Origin of the sequence: Paradesulfitobacterium ferrireducens (assembly GCF_017310645.1) — a bacterium.
Taxonomy (GTDB): Bacteria; Bacillota; Desulfitobacteriia; order Desulfitobacteriales; family Desulfitobacteriaceae; genus Paradesulfitobacterium; species Paradesulfitobacterium ferrireducens.
The window spans coordinates 22,860-44,163 of sequence record NZ_JAFLRH010000021.1; the positions used below are offsets into that span (position 1 = coordinate 22,860).

Genomic DNA, 21,304 nt, shown 5'->3' on the forward strand with positions numbered 1-21,304 from the left:
TACTTATTCTTTCCCTAAGGCCAAAAATTAAAATCTTCCATTCTCGTATGATTCTTCCCTAAATACCTCATTGATTTTAGCACAGTTTCTTCATTTTTCAATGCTTTACGCAAAAAATCGCCGGATTTCAGAAGATTTCGCCATGGCTGTCTGCCTGCCGATTTCGATCGCTTCCGGAGCCCGGTCAAACTGAAGAGAGCCAATATGGGCCACTTCCGGCTGCAGGAGGAAATCCGCATCTAAAGAACGGGAGCGAAAGACTTCCTCCTCCAAGATTTCAATCGATTGCTGCAAGATATCTACCACACTGGTCAACTTGCCGGATAAACCTTTTTTTACATCAACCGCCAGAATCTTCTCCGCACCCATCGCTTGGGCAATATCCAAGGGGAGCCTGTTAATGACCGCGCCGTCCACCAGCAACCGTCCCTGGTAACGGTAGGGTTTGAAAAACCCGGGGATAGAGATGCTGGCCCTCACGGCATGGGCTACACTGCCTTCACGAAATACAACTATCTCTCCGTTTTCGATATCGGTAGCAATCACGGCCAAAGGAATAGGCAGCTCAGAAAATACCGCATCTTTTAGAAGCAAGCGCATGACCTCCAGGATTTTATCTCCTTTCACTAAGCCATCGCGTGATACCGACAAATCAAACAATTTCTTGGTAAACCCCGGATACGTAAGCAGCCGCTCGACCCGGTACAAGTCTAAACCTGCCGCCCATACGGCTCCAAAGATCGCGCCGGCACTGCACCCCACCACATAATCAAAATCTATCTTCTCATCCCGCAGAACTTGAAGAATCCCCAGGTGAGCGAAACCGCGGGCACCCCCGGCTCCGAGCACTAAAGCAGTCTTCCCTCCCATTCTAACAACCTCCTTCCCCTGAGACGTGATGCCTTGAACCGTTCAGGTCTAGCTTTCACTTTCGTCCCATATACATCTTATGTAATGAACTAACCTTAATTCGGAGGGTGAGCATGTCTGCAGTCCGTGTCCTGGTTCTTTTCTTCTTGGCTTTGGCCATGTTTTATTATCCCCAGGAAGTTGTCACAGCGGCCATCGCAGGGCTTTCCCTCTGGTGGCGCTTTGTCCTTCCTGCGCTTTTCCCGTTTTTTATCCTGTCTGAATTGTTAATGGGACAAGGTTTTGTTCATTTCTTAGGTGTTTTGCTTGAGCCCCTGATGCGGCCTCTTTTCCGCCTGCCCGGAAAGGCCTCCTTTGTCTTAGCGATGGCCCACACCTCAGGCATACCCATCGGCGCGATTCTGACGGCCCGTTTGCGCCAGCGCGGAGAAATCACCCGAGAAGAAGGAGAACGCCTTCTCGCTTTCACCAGCAATCCCAGCCCCGGCTTTATGCTGGGAGCGGTGGCAGCGGGCATGCTGGGGCAGCCGGTTCTGGGAGGGGTTTTAGCCGGGTCGGTTTATATAGCCAATCTGCTGGTTGGTTTAATCTTTCGTTTCTACCGTCCTAAGCCCAATCCTGCCTCCCAATGGCAAAAGGTAAGCCTTCGCCGCGCCTGGCAGGAAATGAAAAAGGCTCAGGAAGATGACGCGCGCCCTTTCGGCCAGATACTCGGGGATGCCATTAGCCAAAGCGGAAAAACCATCTTGGCGGTCGGCGGATTTATCGTTTTCTTCTCGGTCATTATCCACCTTTTAAGCGTTTGGCATGTCACGGATATCCTGTCAATCATTCTTGAGCCTGTCTTGGGCAGGTTCTTACCCATTGCAGGTGTAAAAGCGCTCTTGGAAGGACTGTTGGAAATCACCATAGGTTGCCGGAGTACCATCAGCGCTTTTTCCAGCTTGAATCAGCAAGTAGCTGCCTTGGCCTTTGTGATGGGCTGGGGCGGACTTTCGGCTTTTTTTCAGGTCATGAGCTTTACCAGCCTGACCGACTTGCGCTTCTCCGCCTTTGTACTCGGACGCACCTTACAGGGGACATTTGCCGTCATCTTCAGCCAGCTGTTTCTAAGATTGGTCGATATCCCCGCTCAGACCGCAATCCCTGTATCTTTTACAGTTAAAGATTATTGGATTATGAGTTGGTATTCCCTGGAGTGGTTCATATTTATACTCGCCGGTATGATTATATTATCCTTTCTGTTCAGAGGACGGAGACGGGTTTAGTTTTTGTGGCCATTCTAAGGTCGGTACCGAGGATGCTTACTCGTTTACCGCCGGCTTGCGCCGCTCATCTCGGACGGACTGAAGTTCTTCCCGGTTGCGCCGTACGGCTTGGATGGTGTCATAGAGACTGGCTTCCGCTTTCTGCAAGAGCTCGTCTGCATACTGGATGGCGCCCACTTTGACTTCCCGGGCAAAAGCTTGAGCCTGGCGGGCAATATCTTCGGCATATGCTTGGGCTTGTTTCACAATTTCACTTTCTTCCGCCATTTTCTCTACATAGCTTTTACCCTGTTCGACCATCTTTTGGGCATCGCTTTCGGCCTCGTTTAAGATGCGCTGTCTTTCGGACAGCACCCATTTGGCATTTTGAACTTCTTCCGGCAAGGCTGCCCGCACTTTATCCAGAATTTCAAAGATCACTGTGTCATCCACCAATACCTTGCCTGTCATCGGAATCTTGGTCCCGCGGTCCACAATTTCCTCTAACTCGTCTAACAGTTTCATCACATCGCTTTCCAATGCCATCCTCTCCTTTACCTTCAGTTTGTATAAGTATTATTCTAATCCCGAATCACTGGGAATGCGTTGTAAGTACCATACTTTGGTATCCCCGTACTCTCCCGTTTGCCTCAGTTCAAACTCCGGCGGGATCGTGTTCAACTCTTCATCTTTGGCCGTTTCCGCCACGATTACCCCGTCCGCACTTAAGCGGCAGGGCTCGGCCAGCTCCTGGAGAGCGCGTTCCATCAAACCCCGGTGGTAGGGCGGATCCAGAAAAATGAGGTCAAAGACTTGATCACGCCGGGTATTGAGGAAACGAAAAGCATCCAGCGCTATCAGTTCAACCTTTTCTTCAGCTCCTGCGATTTTTAGGTTTTCTTTAAGGACCCTCAGCGCTTTCTCATTCTGTTCCACCAAAACCGCCGAAGCCGCATGCCGGGAAAGCGCTTCCAACGCCAGGCTGCCCGTCCCCGCGAATAAGTCTAAGACTCTGGCGCCCGCGACTTTGTCCCTCAGCACGTTAAAGATAGCTCCTTTGACTTTATCAGCGGTAGGCCGGGTAAGATCTCCCTCCGGGCTTTTCAAGCGGCGGCCACGCATCTCTCCCGCAATAATGCGCATGTTAATCCCCTCCGGGGTCGTAACTAATCAGTAAATAGTATTCAGGAGATTCTCGTCACCGAACTTACGCTCCTGACTCCTGAATTCTGACTACTGAATTCATTATCCCGAAATAATAACCCTAGGGTCTATTATATCAGATTATTTGACCCATTTCGCGATTAAAAATCCGGGGGCAAATTTTTGCATCTGTTCATATTCGAAGGCTTCTTTCATACCTGCAACAGCCGGCGGGAAAAAGAGAGCTTTGCTTATCTCCGGATTGGCACCAACCTTCCAGCCTCGAATATCCGCTTCACTGTAAAAGTTGGCCTGGGCAAACACAGATTCCGGATTGGCTGCCGCTGCCTGCCGGTAAAGCTCGCTCCAGGGGCTGTCAGCCGCAATGATGCCAATTACCAGACACCCTCCCGGAAGCAGATGCGTAAATAAATCGGCTAAGACTTCTGCCGGCTTCGGAATGAACTCAAAGGCCGTCACGGACAGAATCCCGTGATACTTCCCCAGCTCAGGCAAAACCTGGCTGACATCTCCCTCAATCCAGTGCACATTGTATCCTGCTTTGTCGGCTTTATCTTTGGCAATAGCCAGCATTGGCGCTGAAACGTCGAGTCCCGTCACCGTATAACCCCGCTCGGCTAAGGTCAGGGTATAATTCCCGGTGCCGCACCCTACTTCAAGAATATTTGATCCGGAAGGAGTAAAAGCTTGATCAATTCCTGCCCGTTCAACCTGATCAACGGCTTGCCCTAACTCGCTTTCATACCATTCATCATAACTTAAAGCCGCTTTATCAAATAAAGAATCTTGACTCACGTATTTCTCCTCCTCAAAGCACTTTTACCCAGTATATCACAAAAAAACCATTTCGGTCGAAATCCTGTATTTCATTGCATATCTTTGTAAAAGTCGTTTCATACTAAACGAGCAGGCAATTTTTAATGTGCCTTTCCCCCATCCAGTTCTTCCTTATGTTTCTCCTCTTTGGTCACTGGTCCGCGGGCCGGTGGCCTTTTTTCCAGCAAAGGAGGGAATGATAAAATATGAAAAAATCGGATTTTTACCGAGACTTTCATGTCAATTTAGACTTAGTGGTTGAAGCCCATGAGATTTTACGCGGGGAACTCGGGGAAGAAATTCCCGGCGTCCGGATGGACGAGGAACATTTTGAGCATGCCGTCGTCACCTCTATCACCATTGAAACCGAAGAAGGGGTCAAAGAAATGGGGCGCCCCCGCGGTCAGTACATAACAATTGACGCCCCTGAAATCCGCCAGAACAATTTTTCAGTTCATGAAGAGATCACAGAAATTCTGGCCAAGAAGCTCATAGATTTAATGAAGCTAAGCGAAGACGCCAATATTTTGCTCGTAGGCCTTGGAAACTGGAACGCCACCCCGGATGCCCTCGGACCCGAGGTCGTGGATAAAAGTCTGGTCACAAGGCACCTCTTTAAGTATTCCCCGGAAGAATTAAAGGGTAAACTGCGCAAAGTCAGTGCCATTGCCCCCGGAGTTCTGGGCTTAACCGGAATTGAAACCGCAGAAATCATCAAAGGGCTGGTAGAGCACGTCAAACCGGATCTGGTGATTGCCATTGATTCTCTGGCCGCAGGTTCACTGGAGCGCATCGGCACCAGCATCCAATTGGCCGATACAGGGATTCACCCCGGGTCAGGTGTCGGCAACCGCCGCCTTGGAATCAACGAAGAATCCATTGGCTGCAAGGTTGTAGCCATCGGAATCCCAACGGTGGTTAATGCTGCAGTCATCGCCAGCAACACCCTCGAAGCTTTGATGGAACAGCTTAAAACCAGTCCGACTCTGTATAAGCTGTATAAAGGACTTAACCCTCAGGCCGTGCATCATATCATGAATGAGGTTCTCTCGCCCTACAATGAAAACTTAATGGTGACCCCGAAAGAAATTGATACCTTAATTCAAACAACCGCCCGCATTATTGCAGGAGCCTTGGGCATCTGCCTGCATCCGGGAATCAGCCGGGAAGAGTATGAGCGGTATCTGCAATAGCAAGAGCAGGAGACAGGAGACAGGAGTCAGAAGTCAGAATTCCATGCTGATACGCAGCACCACTGATGAATGTAACAGGCAAGCTACCTTGCGGAGCGAACCGTAGAGCAGAGGAGCGTCGTGAGCGCAGTCGACGAAGCGTGAAGCCGCGCCACGGTTCACTCCAGGTATTACCAAAGGTTTGGCGCGGTAGCGAGTCGACAAGCGAGCAGCTCCGGCGCGTGGTGAGCGGGCAAGGTAGCTTGCCGGCATGTTACAGGGCAGAAGTCAGAAGTCAGAAGTCAGAACTCAGAATAAGCATACACTATTCTTTGGCCTGTTCTCTTGAATACAGGCCTATCCATCAGGTAGTATTAGCTTGGGATATAAATAATAGCATTAGGTTAAAAGCAATGGCGCTTGAGACCGCTCTTTCAGAGCGTCTCGGAAGCGCCATTTTTTATTGCTTACAGGAACCGCCATTTCTCGTTGCATTTAAGCACTGCAAATACTTCAGAGACCAAAACGCATTGTCGGAAAGGAGTGCAGCTGATGGAACACCCCGAACGGGTAAGCACCGGCTTGGAAGCGCTCGATGAAGTAATCCAATATTTGCGCATGGGCGACAATGTCGTATTTCAAGTCAGAGAGATTGAGAGCTATCGCCGTTTTGTCTCTTTTTCGGAGATCAATCAGGTATCCATCTTGGGAGAGCTAGGCTACACCCAAAGCGGGTACATCCCGAAAGTATCCTTCGGAACCCATTTTTTTCAGGACCATGATAAAACCCAGCCGCTTAAAATTCATCACAGACATCACTACTAGGGATATCTGGTGCTTTTTAACTCCCTCCTGACTCCTCGTACTTACTCATACTTCTTAATAATCTCTTCCGCCACTTGAATTTGCGGAAGCCGCAAGTCCATTGCCCTCTTTTGTATGAGCCGAGCGGCTTGAGGTTCGCTCATACTTAACTTTTCCACCAGCGTCCACTTGGCCTGCTCAATCACCTTGCGTTCATCCATTCGCTTTTTCAAACTATCCCGCTCACTTCTCAGCTGGGTTAAAGAATTGCGTACGGACAGGGCAAACCGCACCGTTTGCAGCAAAGTGAGGCGGTTGATGGGTTTGGGCAAAATCAAGGCACCCGTTTTTTCCAAGCTCGCCTGCATATCAAACAGATGCTCAGGCCGGGCGATGACAACGATTCCGGCCGAAGTTCTTTCATGGGCATCAAAAACCAGGTCTATTCCTTGCTCATCCGGAAGCGGGGTGCTGATAATCAGCAAATCCGGCTGCATATTTATAAACTGCCTGCGCGCTTCATTGGCTGAATGAGCGCAGTACACCGGATAAAATCCTTCTTTGACCAGCATCGATTCCATACTGCCGGCACTCTCTGGTTTACCACTGACAATGAGAACACTCCCTGCGCTCATTTAATCACCCCTTCGTGCAGGGAATACGGCTCTAAAAAGATTTGAGATAGCGGTCAATTTCCCAGGAGTGAATCGAGTTGTCGTACTCCTCCCATTCCAAGGCCTTGGCTGCGGTGTATTTGCTGAAAATATGTTCTCCCAAGGTCGTTCGAATTAGTGAATCTTTCTTCATTTCTTCCAGGGCAGCTAAAAGATTAGAGGGCAGCCGCTCTAGTTTTAGCTGTGCTTGTTGCTCAGGAGTTAAACTATAGATATTTTCATTAACAGGGGGAGCTAATTTCAGTTCATTCCGGATTCCGTCAAGCCCCGCTTCCAAGACTAAGGCTAAGGTCAAATATGGATTACAGGCCGGGTCCGGGCTTCTGAGTTCCAGTCTCGTTCCCTCGCCCCGGGGAGCCGGAACACGCAGCAAGGGACTCCGGTTCATATGTGACCAGGCAATATGGACGGGCGCTTCAAAGCCGGGTCTCAAGCGTTTATAGGAATTCACAAGCGGATTGGCGACTGCGGTAATTCCTTTGACATGATTTAAGAGTCCGGCTGCAAAATGCTTGGCCGTCTTTGAGATATCTCCGGGGTCCTCTTGACTCATAAAAACGTTATGCCCCCCTCGAGCTAACGACATATTGATATGCATCCCGGAGCCATTGACATGCGGCAGGGGTTTGGGCATGAAGGTGGCATGAAGGCCGTTGCGCTGGGCTATGATTTTTACGACCATTTTGAAGGTCATGATATTATCGGCTGCCGTCAGTGCATCCGTGTATCTAAAATCAATTTCGTGTTGTCCGGCAGCTGATTCGTGATGCGAGGTCTCTATTTCAAATCCCATCTCTTCTAAGACCATACAAATCTCCCGGCGGGCATTTTCCCCCTGATCAAAAGGGGCTAAATCACAGTAACTGGCGGTATCATGAGAACTGGTCGTGGGCTGCCCCTGGTTATCGGTATGGAACAGAAAGAATTCACATTCCGGCCCCACCTGAAAGGTATAGCCCAGTTCGTAAGTCTTGCGCAATATCCGCTTCAAAACATAGCGAGGATCTCCCTCAAACTGGGACCCGTCATGGTTTTTAATATCACAAATAATTCGCGCCACCTTCCCTTGTTGGGGTCTCCAAGGAATCACCGAGAAGGTAGCAGGGTCAGGGAAGAGAAACATATCGGAAGCCTCTACCCCCGTAAACCCTGCCACCGCAAAACCGTCAAACATCACTCCGTTTTCGAAGGCATGACGAAGCTGGTTATTCGTGATGGCAATGTTTTTCATGCGCCCGAAAATATCCGTAAACTGCAGGCGAATGAACCGGACATCGTTATCTTCCACATACTTAAGACAATCTTCCTTGGTAAATTGCATATGAGTACTCCTTTCTTCAATATAATAAAAGACGTACTAAGACCACTACTTAGGGTCATTAGAACGCCTTTGTTCTATACCTATCATACCAAACATTTTGATGCCTTAGGATAATGCCTCTTACTTATTGTAATCATAACTCCGGAGGAAGTTTCTGTCAATGTATACATGCCGGCGGAACCTTTCTCCTTTGCTTTGCATATCGTGTAAGAGAGACAAAGAGGTACTCTGCACGAGTACCTCTTTGTCATTTTTGAGATGCGGGGTGTAAAGAATATGTGTTCGATTTCAGGCTTGCTGGATTTTAAGAAAAAGCTCACTCCAGATGATGTTAAGATCGTTGTTGCCATGGGCAAAGAGCTGGTACACCGGGGACCCGATCAAAGCGGAACCGCTTTCGGGGATTGGTTTGCCTTCCACCATAACCGGCTCGCAATCATTGATATTGAAAACGGAAGGCAGCCCATGTCCGCTATTTTCGGTGGTTTTGAGTATACCATTGTTTATAATGGCGAGCTTTACAATACCGAAGAGCTGCGCACCGAACTTCGTACTTATGGAGTAACATTTAAAACCTATTGTGATACAGAGGTTGTTCTCTATGCTTACATTATCTGGGGAGAGGCTTGTTCTGAGAAACTCAATGGGATTTACGCCTTTGCCGTCTATGACGGCAAAAAAAAGCAAGCGTATCTCTCCCGAGACCGTTTTGGCATCAAACCCCTCTTCTATACTTTTGTTCAGGATACCCTTGTGTTCGCATCTGAAATCAAGGCACTCTTTAAGCACCCTAGAGTAAAGCATCAGCTTGATTACTATGGGTTATGGCAGCTTCTTTATCTGATGCCAGTAAAAGAGGAGGGTTCGGCGATTTTCAAAGATATCTATGAGCTCCCCCCTGCCGCCCATGCTTTTTTCAGTGAGGAAGGTTTGAAAATATCCAAGTATTGGGCTTTACAGGCATACTCGAATCCCAACAACGAACAAACCATCATTGAAACAACCCGTGGCTTGCTCGCAGATGCCATCGAAAGGCAGCTGGTCTCAGATGTTCCCCTCTGTACGTTCCTTTCCGGAGGTTTGGATTCTTCTGTCATCACTGCCGTCGCTGCACAGAAATACCGCCGTGAAGGCAAAACCCTTTCTACTTATTCCTTCGAGCATGAAGGAAACCGGGAGCATTTCAGCCAGACCCTTTTCCAACCGCAAAGCGATGATGATTACGCCGTTTATCTGGCCCAACACCTCGGTACCGGCCACACCATCCTTACGGCCACCAGCGAAGAACTGGTCATGCTGCTGTCGGATTCGGTGAAGTATCGAGATTATCCGGGGATGGCCGATGTCGATTCTTCCCTTCTCTATTACTGCCGGGAAGTGAAGAAGCAACATACCGTTGCTTTATCCGGAGAATGTTCGGATGAAGTCTTCGGCGGCTACCCTTGGTTTTATCGACCCGAAATGCTAACCCGCGGCTTTTTCCCCTGGATTCACGAGCCTAATACCCGGATTCAATTATTCAGGCCTGAAATCGTCCGGCCTTCCGAGGGCTTGGAATATACGTCGGACATTTATAACCGGAGTGTCAAGGCCTGCCCTCTTCTTCCCGGGGAGTCAGAGACCATGAAAAACTCCAGGATTGCCAGTTGGCTTTCCATCAACTACTTTATGACTTCTTTGCTTGAACGCAAAGACAGAATGAGCATGGCCTCCGGACTCGAAGTCAGAGTTCCCTTTGCCGATCACCGCCTGGTTGAATATGTCTTTAACGTCCCCTGGGAAATCAAGTTCAAAAACGGAGTGGAAAAATCCCTGCTGCGCGCAGCCATGAAAGATTATCTTCCCGAAACGATCCTGCAGCGCAAGAAAAGTCCTTATCCGAAAACTCATAATCCCCGGTATGAAGAGCTGGTGCTCAAGCTCTTGCAGCAGCGCCTTGCCTCGGGAAACAGCCCGCTCTCTGAACTTTTGCAGAATAATGTCCTGGATCGCCTCATGAGTCACGGGAACAAGACCTGGTTCGGCCAGCTAATGGGAACCCCGCAGTTAATTGCCTGGCTCGTTCAGCTTGATTATTGGTTTGATGAGTACAAAGTAAATCTGGAGCTGTAAATTTATGCTCAGGAGTCAGGAGTCAGTAGTCAGAATATTTTCGGAGTACAGATCAAGGGTATAAGACCCCGAAGAGATTTCAAGAAAATCCCTACTGAATTCTGCCCTGAAAATAGACGAGGGGCAATTACTTAGCGAACCGTAGAGCAGAGGAGCGTCGAGAGCGCAGTTGATTCAGCGTTAAGCAGCGTCACGGTTCACTTCAGGTATTACCCTAAGGTTTGGCGCTGTAGCTGAATCAACAAGCGAACAGCTCCGGCGCGTGGTGAGCGGGTAATGCACCTTGGCTATTTTCATCCATCAGTGGTGCCGCATAGCGGCATGGGAGTCTGACTCCTGAATTCTGACTACTTTACTTGATCACGCTTCTCCCCATCAGATATTGATCCACTGCCCGGGCAGCAAGCTTTCCTTCTTGGAGAGCCCAGACAATGAGACTCTGGCCCCTCCTCATGTCCCCGGCGGCAAAGACTTTCTCTACATTGGTCTCGAAGACTCCGTATTCCGCTTTGACATTGCTGCGGAAATCCCGTTCCAGCTTCAGCTCGTTCGGTATCGTATCTTCCGGGCCCACAAATCCCATGGCCAGAAGCACCAAATCAGCCTGCCATACTTTTTCAGTGCCTGGGACCTCCTGAGGGACCATTCGGCCTGAGGGGTCCTTACCCCAGGTAATTTCGACGGTGTGAACTTCCTTCACTTCACCCTTTTCGTTGCCCACAATCCGTTTGGTGGAGATCAGATAATGGCGCGGGTCATCTCCGAAACGCTGGATAGCCTCTTCCTGGCCGTAGTCCACTTTCAGCTTCTTGGGCCACTCCGGCCATGGATTCGTGCTTTCGTCTCTCTTAACAGGGGGTTCAGGCAGGATCTCAAACTGATAAACACTCTCGCAGCCATGCCTGAGTGCAGTCGCGACGCAGTCCGTTCCGGTATCTCCCCCCCCAATGATAATGACATTTTGGCCCTTGGCGCTAATGAAGCTGCCATCTTCCAGATTAGAATCCAGGAGGCTTTTGGTATTGGCCTTGAGGAAATTAACAGCCAAGTGAACCCCCTTGAGATCCTTTCCTTCAACTTCAAGCCCCCGGGCTTTGGTCGCTCCTGTGCAGAGTACCACCGCATCATAGGTTTCTATTAGTTCTTGAGCCGGAATGTCTTTACCTACTTCAGTGTTGAGCACGAATTGAATTCCGGATTCCCTCAAGAGCTCAAGCCGTCTTTCAACAATGCGTTTATCAAGCTTCATGTTCGGAATCCCGTACATCATCAGCCCGCCGGCTCTGTCCTCCCGCTCATAGACTGTGACACGATGCCCGACCGCATTCAGATAATAAGCTGCCGACAATCCGGATGGTCCGGAACCAACGACCGCAACTTTCTTTCCGGTATCTTGGGCTAGTCTGGGTTTTACCCAACCTTCCGCAAAAGCTTTCTCGATAATTGCGTATTCAATCCCGTTGATCGCAACCGGCTTCATGATATACCCTTCCGTGCAGGCGCCCTCACAGGGCGCAGGGCATACTCTTCCAGTGAATTCCGGAAAAGGATTGTTTCGTACCAGCCTTCTATAAGCTTCTTCCCATTGCCCCCGGTAAACGAGCTCATTCCACTCCGGTATCAGGTTATGCACCGGGCATCCCGAGGCCATACCATTCAATAGGACTCCGCCGTGGCAGAAAGGAATGCCGCAGCTCATGCATCTGGCACCCTGGGTTTGTACAACCTCAGGTTCCTGAGGAACTCTTAGTTCCAGCCAATCTTTTATTCGTTCTTGCGGAGGCCGCTTCTTCGGATCGATTCGTTGATACTCTAAAAATCCGGTCGTTTTTCCCATTTCAGTCCCCCCTTGCCTTAAGCCTTGGCTGCCACTTTAAAGTTCTCTTCAAAAGCCGCCATTATCGCTTCTTCCCCGCTTAAGCCCGTCTGGTAAGCCTTATCGATATTTTCAAGCATTCGCTTGTAGTCTGTGGGTATCACTTTGGTGAATCTCAAAGCATACGCTTTCCAGTCATCGAGAATTTTTTTACCCAGGGGGCTGCCGGTATAGTGCACGTGTTTTTCAATCATGGCCCGGATTTCATTCATTTCTTCTTCTATTTCGATTTTCTCCAGGGACACCATGGACTGATTACAATAAATGTCGTTAAAATCGAGAACATAGGCTATCCCGCCGGACATCCCGGCCGCAAAGTTTCTGCCGGTTCTGCCTAGGATCACCACTTTCCCTCCGGTCATATATTCACATCCATGGTCACCCACACCTTCTACCACCGCTTTTAAGCCGCTGTTCCTAACGCAGAATCTCTCCCCGGCAATCCCGTTGATATAGGCTTCTCCGGAAGTCGCCCCGTAGAAGGCAACATTTCCGATTAGGATATTTTTTTCCGGCTCAAAGTCGGCTGATTTTGGAGGATACACAATCATTTTGCCGCCCGAGAGGCCTTTCCCTAAATAGTCGTTGGCATCACCTTCCAGTTCCAGTGACAATCCTTTGGGAATGAAGGCTCCAAAGCTCTGTCCCGCCGAACCGACAAAGGAAAGCCTGATTGTATCCTCAGGAAGTCCATTTTCTTCATAGCGCTTGGTAATTTCGCTGCCGACAATGGTTCCAACGACGCGGTTCACATTATTTATCTTGAGTTTGGCCCGGATCGGTTTCTGATGTTCCAGGGCAGGCTGGCAGATTCTGAGCAGTTTTTTCATATCCATGGATTCTTCCAGCCGGTGATTCTGGGCTTGGGTGTTGAAACGGCCAACATCAGCTCCTGCGTATGGCTGATATAGAATCTGAGCGAGATCAAGCTGGGAGGCTTTCCAGTGCCTCACATTTTCCTTTGTTTTGAGCCGGTCAGTCCGTCCCACCATCTCATTGATCGTCCTAAAGCCGAGTTTAGCCATAATCTCGCGCATTTCCTGAGCAACAAAGCGCATGAAGTTTTCCACATGCTCGGGCTTGCCTGTGAAGTTTTTCCTTAAGGTTGCATCTTGAGTCGCAATTCCCACAGGACAGGTGTTAAGATTGCAAACCCTCATCATGACACATCCCATGGCAATCAGCGGAGTGGTGGCAAATCCGAACTCCTCAGCCCCCAGCATGGCGGCAATGACAACATCCCGGCCGGAAAGCAGCTTGCCGTCCGTTTCCAGAACCACCCGGTCTCTCAGCTTGTTCAGAACCAGGGTCTGATGCGTCTCAGCCAGACCCAGCTCCCATGGGAGACCTGTATTGCGGATGCTCGTTCTGGGCGAAGCCCCGGTTCCCCCATCATAGCCGCTGATGAGAATGACATCCGCCTTTCCTTTGGCTACCCCTGCCGCAACGGTTCCTACTCCAATTTCTGATACAAGCTTGACGCTGATGCGCGCGTCCTTATTGGCATTTTTTAAGTCAAGAATCAGTTCGGCCAGATCTTCGATTGAATAGATATCATGGTGAGGCGGGGGGGAGATAAGCCCGACACCGGGAGTTGAATGCCTGACTTTAGCGATTTCCGGGTAAACCTTGCGTCCCGGAAGCTGGCCCCCTTCCCCGGGTTTTGCTCCCTGAGCCATTTTAATCTGAAGTTCCTGGGCATTCACCAGATAGTTGCTGGTTACTCCAAACCGTCCTGAAGCCACCTGTTTAATGGCACTGTTTTTCGAATCCCCATTGGTCATTACCGTGAAGCGTTCGCTGTTTTCTCCCCCTTCACCCGTGTTGCTTTTTCCTCCCAGGCGATTCATAGCAATGGCAAGGCATTCATGAGCTTCCTTGCTGATTGAACCGTAAGACATGGCTCCGGTCTTAAATCTTCTGACGATCGATTCCACCGGTTCCACTTCTTCAATCGGAATAGTGTCACCGGGATTCACCTTGAAATCCAATAGGTGTCTTATAGTAACTATCTTTTCATCATTAATCTTTTGAGAATAGTTCTTATAGAGGGAGTAGTCCCCTTCCCTGCAGGCTCTCTGAAGAAGATAAATGGTTTCGGGATTGTAGAGGTGAATTTCTCCGTCATCTTTGTACTGGAAGTGACCGCCAACCTCCAAGGTATCTGCATAGGGCGAGCTTTCAGCATAGGCGCTTTCATGGCGCATCTGGTTTTCCAGCGCAATTTCTTCGAGCCCTATGCCGTCCAGCCGAGAAGGTGTGTGGGTGAAATACCTGTCGACAAGATCTTTTCTCAGACCGATAGCTTCAAAGATTTGGGCTCCATGATAGCTCCTGATGGTCGAAATTCCCATTTTGGTTATGACTTTAAGAATCCCTTTCACCGAAGCCTTTATAAAGTTCTTTTGCCCTTCTTCATAACTGAGGCCGTCCAGTAAGCCTTTGGCAGCGAGATCCCGGATGGTTTCATAGGCCAAATACGGGTTTATAGCCGTGACTCCATAACCAATGAGCGTACAGAAATGATGAACTTCTCTCGGCTCCCCGGATTCCAGGACAATTCCCAAATTAGTCCTGATTTCCCGGCGAATCAGGTGGTGATGAAGCCCGGAGGAGGCCAAAAGGGCGGGTATTGCAGCCATTTCCTCATTGACACCCCGGTCTGAGAGGATGATGATGTTGGCTCCGTCCCGGATGGCTTTGTCCGCATCTCTGAAAACCCGCTCCAAAGCCCGCTCCAACGCTTTTACTCCTTCGGAAACTTTATAAAGCATGGAAATGGTAGCTGACTTTAGCTTGCCATGATTAAGATTCTTGATAATATTCAACTGTTCATCCGTTAGAATCGGATGTTCAAGAAACAAACTGGCTGAATCCTTCTGGTTGGGATCGAGCAAATTGCCCGTATCCCCTAAGAGCATACTGCTTGAGGTAATAATTTCTTCCCGAATTCCGTCAATCGGGGGATTGGTCACTTGGGCAAAGAGCTGCTTGAAATAAAGATACAACATCTGGGGCTTCTCCGATAAGACAGCCAAAGGAGAATCCATACCCATCGCACCCACTGGATCAGCTCCTTCAAGGGCCATGGGTTGAATCGTTTTGGTAATATCCTCAAACGTGTAGCCGAAAGCTTTCTGCTGCTGCAAAAGATCTTCTCTAACCTGTTCTACCCGAGGGATCTTTAACTGCTTCACTTTTTTAGTTTTCTCAAGTTCCTTGCTTTCATTAGCTTCTTTAGTTTCCTTGGATTCGTTGACTGGATGAACGCCCTTGACAGGCAAGTCACTGAGCTTGACAATATGCTTTTTATTCCAATCTTCGTAGGGATGCAGCATCGCTACACTTTTCTTAATTTCTTCGTCAGCAATAATTCTCTTGGCTTGGGTATCGATCAGAAGCATTTTCCCCGGTTCCAAGCGGCCTTTATACTTCACCTTTTCCGGCTTAATGTCAATAACCCCAACCTCTGAAGCTAAGACGACCTTATTGTCTTTCGTTACATAATAACGAGAGGGTCGCAGCCCGTTTCTATCCAGCACGGCTCCGATGATTACACCATCCGTAAAGCCCATGGCCGCAGGGCCGTCCCAAGGCTCCATTAAGAAGTTGTTGAATTGATAAAACTCCTTCTTTTCCTTAGACATAAGCTCATTTTTTTCCCAGGGTTCAGGAATCATCATCATGACAGCGTGGGGCAGTGATCTTCCGGTCAGGTGAAGAAATTCCAGGCTGTTATCGAACATGGCCGAGTCGCTGCCTGACTCGTCTATTATGGGGTAGACTTTAGAAAGATCGTCAAACAACGGGGAATCAATGCATTTTTGTCTCGCCTTCATCCAGTTGACATTCCCGCGAATGGTATTAATTTCACCGTTGTGCACGATATAGCGGTTGGGATGCGCTCTCTCCCAGCTGGGGAAAGTATTCGTACTGAACCTTGAATGCACCATCGCCAGAGCGGAGACAAAATCAAGGTCTGATAGGTCAAGATAAAAATTCCGCAGCTGCTCTGCTGTCAGCATCCCTTTATAGACAATAGTTTTGGAAGAAAGGCTCGGTACATAAAAGGTGCCGCCCTTGTCTTCGCACATCGGGACAATTATTTTTTCCGCTCTTTTTCTGATGGTATAAAGCTTTCTCTCAAAATCCATGGCATCGGAAATGCCGCTGCCCTTGCCAATAAAAACCTGGATGAATCGGGGCATGACGGCTTTTGCCCCTTCTCCGATAGTGGTCTTATCAATGGGAACTTCCCGCCAGCCCAGAATCTTTTGGCCTTCTTCCCGAACGATTGTTTCAAAGGTTTCTATCTGGGTTTTCCGGAAGTCATCATACCTGTGAGCAAAGATCATCCCGACGCCATAGCTGCCTTGTTCAGGCAGCTCGAATCCCAGGACATCACATTCCCTTTTGAAAAAATCATGCGGGATCTGAACCAGGATTCCGGCCCCGTCCCCTGTCTGCTCATCCGCTCCGCTTGCCCCCCTGTGGCTTAAATTCTCCAGGACGGTTAAGGCTTCATCTATAATTTCATGCGACTTTTCACCTTTGATATTCACTACAAATCCCATACCGCAGGCATCATGTTCAAAGGCCGGATCGTAAAGGCCTTGTTTTTCCGGCAAACCGTAACCTTGCATTTCACTCACCCTCTTCAATATTAGTCAGAATTTGGTATTTAGCAAAAGAAAAAAGTGCTCCAAAAAGAATGTACTGCCTTTAAAGTACAAAAACTTTTTGAGCGCCTTTGCTCTTCAATATTTAGTTCATTCTAAAGTTAACAAAGACCATTAAAAAATTCAACTGTTTTAGCGAATGTATACAATATAAGCGAAAGAAGCAGGATTTTATCCTGCTTCTTTCACATTGACTCCGTTTTTACCGCAATTAGCTTATACAAGGCTTGGATGTTCCATTTCTTAAGGGTTAGTTTCCACATAGTTGACTGAAAATCTTTCCTTAAGTGTTCGGGAATTTCTTATGCTTGCGGTTTGCAATCCCTATTTCCTGCGCCACTTCATACTTAAACTTCTCCAGTTCAGGTGTGAGCTTAACTTGCGTTTTGTTATTGTCAGCCACGTGCTTACACCTCCTCTGTTTTTAGTTTTCCTTAATCGCTTTGTGTTGAGCGGGCGGGCCTTCATCGCCGCCCGTTTACGTTTTAGCTTGTATTTCTAAAGATAGTATCAAACAAACAGCTCTTTTTATCCCCGCAAATAAATTCCACACTAGGAAAAGAATTTTATAAATTTAATTGATCCCCGCTTTGCGCGGGTCGTGAAAACGCTCCATTTCCCGCCATACCTCAGGATAATTCTCAGGCTGGGCCAGTATTTTTTGGGCGGCCACATAAGCTTGTTCCACTAGCCTGCCATCATGCGCCAAATCCGCCAGCCTCAGTTCTGTAAGCCCGTGCTGTCTTGTACCTAAAAGTTCTCCAGGTCCGCGCAGTTTCAGGTCTTCTTCAGCGATTTTGAAACCGTCCTGGCTCTGGCACAGGATGTCTAAACGCTTGCTGCGGGGGGATTCCGTCATGAGAATACAATAGGACTGTTCCGAACCGCGCCCCACCCGGCCTCTGAGCTGGTGCAGCTGAGCGAGCCCAAAGCGTTCCGCCTGCTCAATCACCATCACGGTGGCATTGGGGACATTAACCCCTACCTCAATAACCGTGGTTGAGACCAAAATGTTGATCTCTCCGGCCTGAAAAGCGCGCATTATCTCCTCCTTCTCAGAACCTTTCATGCGCCCGTGCAGAAGTTCGACCCGTCTGTCCGGAAACTTGGCTTTCAGATCCTCGGATTGCTCCGTGGCTGAGACTAAATCGAGTGCTTCGGATTCCTCCACCAAAGGACAAACGACATAAACCTGACGCCCCCGCTCCAACTCCTGGGCTAAAAACCGCTCCATGCTGGGCCGTGACCGTTCCGAGAGCTTGCGGGTGATGATAGGCTTGCGTCCGGCGGGCATTTCATCCACCACTGAAATCTGGAGATCGCCGTATAATGTTAAGGCCAAGGTCCGGGGAATGGGGGTAGCCGTCATAACCAAGACATGAGGATACGCCCCTTTCTCCTGGAGCTGGGAACGCTGGCGCACTCCAAAGCGGTGCTGCTCATCCGTGACAGCTAAGCCCAGAGCGTAAAATTTCACATTTTCTTGGATTAGGGCATGTGTTCCCACTACAATTTGTGCCCGGCCCGAAGCGATTAACTCCAAATTTTCTTCCCGTTCCGCCCGGCTGTGGCTCCCGAGCAGGGAAACCACCGTGATTCCCAAGGGGGTAAACGCTTCCCTTAACGACTGATAATGCTGCCAAGCCAGTACTTCCGTAGGCGCCATCATGGCCCCCTGGTAGCCGCTGCCTGCGGCTTGGAGCAGGGCTGCCATCGCGACTACGGTCTTGCCGGAGCCAACATCTCCCTGCACCAGGCGGGTCATGCCCCGGGGCTGAGCCATGTCCCGGAAGATTTCTTCAAGCACCCGCTCCTGGGCTTGGGTCAGTTTATAGGGAAGTCCGGCTCGGAACCGCTGCACCAACTCATTCCCGCCCGCCAGCACCGGGCTCTTGAATTCACGCGGTGTTTGGCGCAGGCGGGCTACCGCCAGCTGAAGAAAGAGAACTTCTTCCCAAACTAGGCGGTCACGCGCCTTGCCCAAAGAGGGAAAGCTTGAGGGAAAATGCATTTCGCGGTAAGCTGCATCCCGGGCCATCCAGCTCCCCTTGAGCTCAGGCGGCAGGTATTCCGGGAAACAGTCTGTTACCTTTTCCAGCTGGCTCTGGATGAACTTGCGCAAGACTTTAGACGAAAGCTTGGCTGTTTCCGAATAGACCGGAAGGATCGCAGCCGGGCTTAAGCCCCCCTCCACCATCTCACTGTCGCTCACCAGAATCTCCGGAACTTTATAGTTCCAGCGCACTTTCCCGCTCACTGCCAAAGATGTGCCGACCGGGTACTGCTTTAAGATATACGCCTGATTAAACCAGACAGCATAAATCAATCTCCCCTCTTGTTCGAGGCTGAGCTTAATCACCTTGATTCTGCCCTGGCTGACCTGGGACGCCGTGACCGTACCGATAACCGTGGCATAATCTCCGTCTTTTAGGTCTCCAATGCTTCTGGGTCTTCTGTCTTCATAGCGCCGTGGGAAATGAAGAAAGAGCTCCGGCAGGGTGTTGATCCCGAGCTTGGCCAGTAGTTTCACTCTTTCCGGTCCTATCCCTTTGACATAGCGCAAACTGCTGTTGGCAGAGGCAGCCGGACGTTGGCCTCCTGCTGCGGAGCCTCTTATACTTTTAACTGAAGCAGATTCTGATAGAACCGGCTCAGGAGCAGGATTATCGGAAGAAGACGCTGATACAGGCGATGACTGTTCCCATATTGCAATGTAAGAAACCAGCTCCCCGACCAGCGCCCGCCGGCTGCTGGGCCCTGAAGTCTGATACACTTCGGCAATCCGGCGCAGCGCCGACCAGTCTCCTTCCGGGGAGAGCCGTTCCAGCCTGGCCGCCAATCCCTGAAGGAATGATGAAAAACCTCCGAGGGCTCCGGAATTGGTAAACCCATGTCTTTCCTCAGCCCGCAGGGCTTTCTTTAAGTTATTGATAATTAATGTTTCCGCCTTCATCAGAATCCCTCAAATCAACCAAAAAGAAAACTTTGCATTACCAGATGATGCTACAGAAAATCCGCGTGAATCCTTCGGGCAGTCGGAGTAACGGCCAACCCTCCCTGGGCCGTTTCTCTTAAAGAACAGGGCATTTGCCGCCCGATCGCTTCCATGGTGTCGATTACTTCATCAATCGGGATGGCGCTCCTGACTCCGGCCAGGGCCATTTCTGCCGCTGCCAGGGCCAGAGTGGCCCCGGTTGCATTGCGCTTCACGCACGGCACTTCCACCAGCCCGGCCACCGGGTCACATACCAGCCCGAGCATGGATTTGAGAGCAATAGCCGCTGCATGCGCACCCGCACGCGGAGTCCCTCCGGCCAGCTCCACGGCCATGGCAGCCGCCATGGCCGTAGCCGAACCGATTTCAGCCTGGCACCCGCCTTCCGCTCCGGAGACATTGGCCCGGTCGGCAATCACCATGCCCAGGCCCGCTGAAGTAAAAAGGGCGGTGATCACATCCTTTTCCGCAGCCTGGTATAATTCCTCAACCGTTAAAAGCACCGCTGGCAAGACCCCGCTCGAGCCTGCCGTAGGCGCAGCCACAATTTTACCCATGCTCGCATTGACCTCGGAGACTGACAGGGCGCGTGCAATCGCTTTGCTGACGGTTTCTCCCACCAAGCTTTCTCCCCTAAGGCGCCGGGCCTCAACCTTGGCTGCATCTCCTCCAATCAAGCCGGACAGGGACTTGCGCTCTCCGGTAAGACCGGATGCAACAGAGTCACGCATGACCTGAAGATTCTCACTCATACGCCTGCGCAATTGTGCTTCCGTTTGTTCTAACTGTTCCATTTGATCCAGAATGATGATCTCGCCTACTTTGAGGTTTTTCTTTTCAGCCTGTACTACCAAGTCTTCATACGAAAGCATGAGGATTCCCCCTATTCCAAAGGTTCAATAGCCATAGCCTGGACAACGCTCGGCAACTTTCTGATCAAAGCCAAGGCATCCTGATCGATCTTCTGGTCGGCTTCAACAACGGTTAAAGCCTGAGCTCCTTTTTTTTCACGCGAAACCCGCATCTGGGCAATATTCACTTGGGCCGCTGCCAGCAGATTAGTCACCTGTGCCACAACCCCCGGCAAATCCCGGTGCAAGAGCACCAGAGTATGATAATCTCCCGGAATCTCGACCGAGAATTGATCAATTTCCTTGATGACGATTCTTCCCCCTCCGATGGAAGATCCCGTAATCTCCATTTGGCGCCCATCTGTACTTTTAAGAATAAACTTCACAGTATTGGGATGGACATCCCCTAAATCCGCTTGAGCAAAATCCAGCTTCAATCCACGCTCATCTGCAAGTTCCAAAGAACGGCTAATCCGTTCATCATCCGGCTTCATATTCAAAAGACCGGCAACTAGCGCGAGATTAGTCCCATGCCCTTTACCCGTTTCCGCAAAAGAGCCGTGCAGCACAATATGTACTTGAGTAAACTCACCGTTAAAAATTTTACGAGCCATTGCACCTAAGCGTACTGCCCCAGCGGTATGGGAACTGGAAGGCCCGACCATAACGGGCCCTAATAAATCAAACACATTCGCTTTTCCCATGCTCTGGATTCCTCCCTAA

At 49.8% G+C, this 21,304-nt stretch carries 16 protein-coding genes; 4 read left to right on the plus strand and 12 right to left on the minus strand.

What is annotated here, in order from left to right; all coding sequences use genetic code 11:
- Positions 1-105 precede the first annotated feature (105 nt).
- Positions 106-870 carry a patatin-like phospholipase family protein gene (locus J0X21_RS08565; protein ID WP_206811780.1) on the minus strand — a complete coding sequence of 255 codons (765 nt, stop codon included), beginning with the start codon at positions 868-870 and terminating at the stop codon, positions 106-108.
- A 113-nt stretch (positions 871-983) separates the two neighbouring features.
- Between J0X21_RS08565 and ylbJ the strand changes: the two genes are divergently transcribed.
- Positions 984-2,138, plus strand: a complete 1,155-nt coding sequence (gene ylbJ / locus J0X21_RS08570) for a sporulation integral membrane protein YlbJ (protein WP_206811781.1) — start codon at positions 984-986, stop codon at positions 2,136-2,138.
- Positions 2,139-2,174: 36 nt separating this feature from the next.
- On the opposite strand, the gene J0X21_RS08575 is transcribed toward ylbJ, so the two are convergent.
- The 3 genes from J0X21_RS08575 to J0X21_RS08585 form a co-directional block, all read right to left on the minus strand.
- Entirely contained in the window at positions 2,175-2,657 is a 483-nt protein-coding gene (locus tag J0X21_RS08575) for an ATPase (protein ID WP_407947636.1), read from the minus strand.
- A 36-nt stretch (positions 2,658-2,693) separates the two neighbouring features.
- Positions 2,694-3,260 (minus strand): 16S rRNA (guanine(966)-N(2))-methyltransferase RsmD, encoded by a 567-nt coding sequence (rsmD, locus tag J0X21_RS08580; protein ID WP_206811782.1) that lies wholly within the window; start codon positions 3,258-3,260, stop codon positions 2,694-2,696.
- Between the two features lie 141 nt (positions 3,261-3,401).
- On the minus strand, positions 3,402-4,076 hold the full coding sequence (locus J0X21_RS08585) for a class I SAM-dependent methyltransferase (protein ID WP_206811783.1): 675 nt from the start codon (positions 4,074-4,076) through the stop codon (positions 3,402-3,404).
- Between the two features lie 227 nt (positions 4,077-4,303).
- On the opposite strand from J0X21_RS08585, the gene gpr reads away from it, so the two are divergent.
- Both gpr and J0X21_RS08595 read left to right on the plus strand, forming a co-directional pair.
- The gene (gpr, locus tag J0X21_RS08590) at positions 4,304-5,290 is read left to right on the plus strand and encodes a GPR endopeptidase (RefSeq protein WP_206811784.1); all 987 of its coding nucleotides are present in this window, start codon (positions 4,304-4,306) and stop codon (positions 5,288-5,290) included.
- 531 nt (positions 5,291-5,821) lie between these two features.
- Complete coding sequence (locus J0X21_RS08595; protein WP_206811785.1) at positions 5,822-6,094, plus strand: hypothetical protein; 273 nt, start codon at positions 5,822-5,824, stop codon at positions 6,092-6,094.
- A 41-nt stretch (positions 6,095-6,135) separates the two neighbouring features.
- On the opposite strand, the gene J0X21_RS08600 is transcribed toward J0X21_RS08595, so the two are convergent.
- Both J0X21_RS08600 and glnA read right to left on the minus strand, forming a co-directional pair.
- Positions 6,136-6,708 (minus strand): ANTAR domain-containing response regulator, encoded by a 573-nt coding sequence (locus tag J0X21_RS08600; RefSeq protein ID WP_206811786.1) that lies wholly within the window; start codon positions 6,706-6,708, stop codon positions 6,136-6,138.
- A 31-nt stretch (positions 6,709-6,739) separates the two neighbouring features.
- The gene (glnA, locus tag J0X21_RS08605; RefSeq protein WP_206811787.1) at positions 6,740-8,068 is read right to left on the minus strand and encodes a type I glutamate--ammonia ligase; all 1,329 of its coding nucleotides are present in this window, start codon (positions 8,066-8,068) and stop codon (positions 6,740-6,742) included.
- A gap of 276 nt (positions 8,069-8,344) precedes the next feature.
- On the opposite strand from glnA, the gene asnB reads away from it, so the two are divergent.
- A complete protein-coding gene (asnB, locus tag J0X21_RS08610; RefSeq protein ID WP_206811788.1) occupies positions 8,345-10,180 on the plus strand; it encodes an asparagine synthase (glutamine-hydrolyzing) in 1,836 nt (611 codons plus the stop codon).
- A gap of 352 nt (positions 10,181-10,532) precedes the next feature.
- Here the strand turns inward: asnB and J0X21_RS08615 are convergent, their stop codons facing one another.
- The 6 genes from J0X21_RS08615 to sdaAB form a co-directional block, all read right to left on the minus strand.
- Positions 10,533-12,017, minus strand: coding sequence for a glutamate synthase subunit beta (locus tag J0X21_RS08615; protein WP_206811789.1), 1,485 nt, complete (start codon positions 12,015-12,017; stop codon positions 10,533-10,535).
- A 17-nt stretch (positions 12,018-12,034) separates the two neighbouring features.
- A complete protein-coding gene (gene gltB / locus J0X21_RS08620) occupies positions 12,035-16,699 on the minus strand; it encodes a glutamate synthase large subunit (RefSeq protein ID WP_206811790.1) in 4,665 nt (1,554 codons plus the stop codon).
- Between the two features lie 319 nt (positions 16,700-17,018).
- Complete coding sequence (locus tag J0X21_RS08625) at positions 17,019-17,138, minus strand: small, acid-soluble spore protein, alpha/beta type (RefSeq protein ID WP_206811791.1); 120 nt, start codon at positions 17,136-17,138, stop codon at positions 17,019-17,021.
- Between the two features lie 171 nt (positions 17,139-17,309).
- Positions 17,310-19,694 (minus strand): ATP-dependent DNA helicase RecG, encoded by a 2,385-nt coding sequence (recG, locus tag J0X21_RS08630; protein WP_407947639.1) that lies wholly within the window; start codon positions 19,692-19,694, stop codon positions 17,310-17,312.
- A 44-nt stretch (positions 19,695-19,738) separates the two neighbouring features.
- Positions 19,739-20,602 (minus strand): L-serine ammonia-lyase, iron-sulfur-dependent, subunit alpha, encoded by an 864-nt coding sequence (sdaAA, locus tag J0X21_RS08635; protein WP_206811793.1) that lies wholly within the window; start codon positions 20,600-20,602, stop codon positions 19,739-19,741.
- Between the two features lie 11 nt (positions 20,603-20,613).
- A complete protein-coding gene (sdaAB, locus tag J0X21_RS08640) occupies positions 20,614-21,285 on the minus strand; it encodes an L-serine ammonia-lyase, iron-sulfur-dependent subunit beta (RefSeq protein ID WP_206811794.1) in 672 nt (223 codons plus the stop codon).
- Positions 21,286-21,304 lie beyond the last annotated feature (19 nt).

Excerpts from the sequence above, each read along its gene's own strand:
- gpr (WP_206811784.1), top strand. The coding sequence starts at position 4,304 with ATGAAAAAATCGGATTTTTACCGAGACTTTCATGTCAATTTAGACTTA.
- sdaAA (WP_206811793.1), bottom strand. The coding sequence starts at position 20,602 with ATGCTTTCGTATGAAGACTTGGTAGTACAGGCTGAAAAGAAAAACCTC.
- J0X21_RS08595 (WP_206811785.1), top strand. The coding sequence starts at position 5,822 with ATGGAACACCCCGAACGGGTAAGCACCGGCTTGGAAGCGCTCGATGAA.
- rsmD (WP_206811782.1), bottom strand. The coding sequence starts at position 3,260 with ATGCGCATTATTGCGGGAGAGATGCGTGGCCGCCGCTTGAAAAGCCCG.
- sdaAB (WP_206811794.1), bottom strand. The coding sequence starts at position 21,285 with ATGGGAAAAGCGAATGTGTTTGATTTATTAGGGCCCGTTATGGTCGGG.
- J0X21_RS08565 (WP_206811780.1), bottom strand. The coding sequence starts at position 870 with ATGGGAGGGAAGACTGCTTTAGTGCTCGGAGCCGGGGGTGCCCGCGGT.
- J0X21_RS08615 (WP_206811789.1), bottom strand. The coding sequence starts at position 12,017 with ATGGGAAAAACGACCGGATTTTTAGAGTATCAACGAATCGATCCGAAG.
- J0X21_RS08600 (WP_206811786.1), bottom strand. The coding sequence starts at position 6,708 with ATGAGCGCAGGGAGTGTTCTCATTGTCAGTGGTAAACCAGAGAGTGCC.
- asnB (WP_206811788.1), top strand. The coding sequence starts at position 8,345 with ATGTGTTCGATTTCAGGCTTGCTGGATTTTAAGAAAAAGCTCACTCCA.
- ylbJ (WP_206811781.1), top strand. The coding sequence starts at position 984 with ATGTCTGCAGTCCGTGTCCTGGTTCTTTTCTTCTTGGCTTTGGCCATG.
- gltB (WP_206811790.1), bottom strand. The coding sequence starts at position 16,699 with ATGCAAGGTTACGGTTTGCCGGAAAAACAAGGCCTTTACGATCCGGCC.
- glnA (WP_206811787.1), bottom strand. The coding sequence starts at position 8,068 with ATGCAATTTACCAAGGAAGATTGTCTTAAGTATGTGGAAGATAACGAT.